2 protein-coding genes are annotated in these 1,680 nt (G+C 29.6%); both read right to left on the minus strand.

What is annotated here, in order from left to right; all coding sequences use genetic code 11:
- Positions 1–202: 202 nt before the first annotated feature.
- The gene (locus ACFQ1U_RS12850; RefSeq protein ID WP_386109031.1) at positions 203–802 is read right to left on the minus strand and encodes a hypothetical protein; all 600 of its coding nucleotides are present in this window, start codon (positions 800–802) and stop codon (positions 203–205) included.
- A gap of 203 nt (positions 803–1,005) precedes the next feature.
- The gene (locus ACFQ1U_RS12855) at positions 1,006–1,593 is read right to left on the minus strand and encodes a nucleoside monophosphate kinase (RefSeq protein ID WP_386109033.1); all 588 of its coding nucleotides are present in this window, start codon (positions 1,591–1,593) and stop codon (positions 1,006–1,008) included.
- Between the last annotated feature and the right edge of the window lie 87 nt (positions 1,594–1,680).

Genomic DNA, 1,680 nt, shown 5'->3' on the forward strand with positions numbered 1-1,680 from the left:
AGTCCTTAAACTTTTATATCCCATATAAATACTCAGAAAACCAAAAGACTGAAACTATTGCTCACAACGGTCTCGTATAACCGTCAGTTACGGGATTAAAGTTAATGTTTTTCGGTTTAGCACTGACGTTAGCAATTCCGAGTGGATTCGGACGTAGTCGAATCCGCCGTAATTGCGGTTATACATTGTTGTGCATAGTGTTTTATTCAGCTTTTATTTCATAAGGTTTTTCTGGAAATCCGAATAATATTGCTTTTTGCTCATCTATTTCCTTAATTCCGATTAGTGTTTCTCGTTCGTCATTTTCGAAAATTGATGCGAAATAAGTTCCTTGCAAATTTTCTAATATTAATTTCCGTCCATTTCTATTCATTCTTTTATTCAGTTCTTGGATTACTGGACTATCCAAAATTTTGTTGAATGTTAATGGTATTTTCTCGTTATTCCAGTGTGCTTTGAATTCTAGCTTTTCAATTTTTCTAGATTCAAGTTCCGTTTTGGTTGGTTCAATTCTTTCATAGTCAGTCGCAAATTCAGTATCCTCTGTTTTAGATTCAGTTTCGCTCAAAACCGTGAGAGTTTTTCCCATTCTAAATATTCTTATTCGGTTGTCATTTACGAATTCATATTTTGATTCGGAAAGTTTCTCGCTCCACTCAGTTTGGACTTTTGATAATTCATTTCCGCGTTTTAATTCAAGTTCAAAATGGATAATTTGGTCGTTAGTGAATTCAATAAATTCTGGTCGACAATAGTCGTTTCCTGTTTTAATTTTTAACCAAGTTCCATTCAGATTTTTCATTGATATTAGCGGTTTTTGGACATTATGCACAACGTTCAGTATAAGAAGCGTAGGGCAGGTGATTAGCGATACGTTTCGGATTGGTACTAAGCCAAATATAAATATTTTGCTTTTATCATTTTTCGTAAATTCCAAATTTTATATTTGGTGACTTTATAAAAATATATAGACTTTTAAATTAAGTCTAAACTGCCCTATGTTTTTTATATATTGTTAGGTATTGTTGCTATTTGTTTATAATATTCACTTAAATTTATATGTTTTTCAAGGTCTATTTCAATAGTTTTCAATTTAAATTCATTTGATAATATGTCAATTGTATTTTTGTATAAATCTTTCTGTTTTGTCAAATTTAGTAACATATTCTCCGATGTTAATCCTACTTTCTTTGCGTGTATCACTAAACCGCTCAGTTCACTATTTAAAGCAAACTCAATATTTACCAATTTCAAATACCAAACATTATCTATCTCAATTTTTAATTCAGATAAAACCTCTTTGATTAGAGTAAGGTGTTTTGGTATTCTCGGAAATTTTTGTAAAATAATATTTAAAGAATCTTTATTTATTTCTTTTTTTAATAATTTTATAATCACTTCATCACTAACAATTTCACCTGAATCAAGTTGTTTTTTTAATAGATTTCCTAATTCAGAATCTGAATTTAATTCTGCTCGAATAATTGTATTTAATGAAATTATTCTTGAATTATTATTCTCTTTCAATTCTTGGCTAAAAGAATCAATACCTAAATAAGGGTCTGCGAATACTATCTGAATTTTTCTATTCATTTTTTCTAATAATACCTAACGGTTTCGTATAACCGTCATTTACGGGTTAAATTAGCGATTATTTTGGGATTAAACACTAGCCTTAGC

It is taken from the genome of Tenacibaculum geojense (assembly GCF_042676005.1).
Lineage (GTDB): Bacteria > Bacteroidota > Bacteroidia > Flavobacteriales > Flavobacteriaceae > Polaribacter > Polaribacter geojense.

Coding starts and splice junctions, on each gene's coding strand:
- ACFQ1U_RS12855 (WP_386109033.1), bottom strand. CDS start 1,593: ATGAATAGAAAAATTCAGATAGTATTCGCAGACCCTTATTTAGGTATT.
- ACFQ1U_RS12850 (WP_386109031.1), bottom strand. CDS start 802: ATGAAAAATCTGAATGGAACTTGGTTAAAAATTAAAACAGGAAACGAC.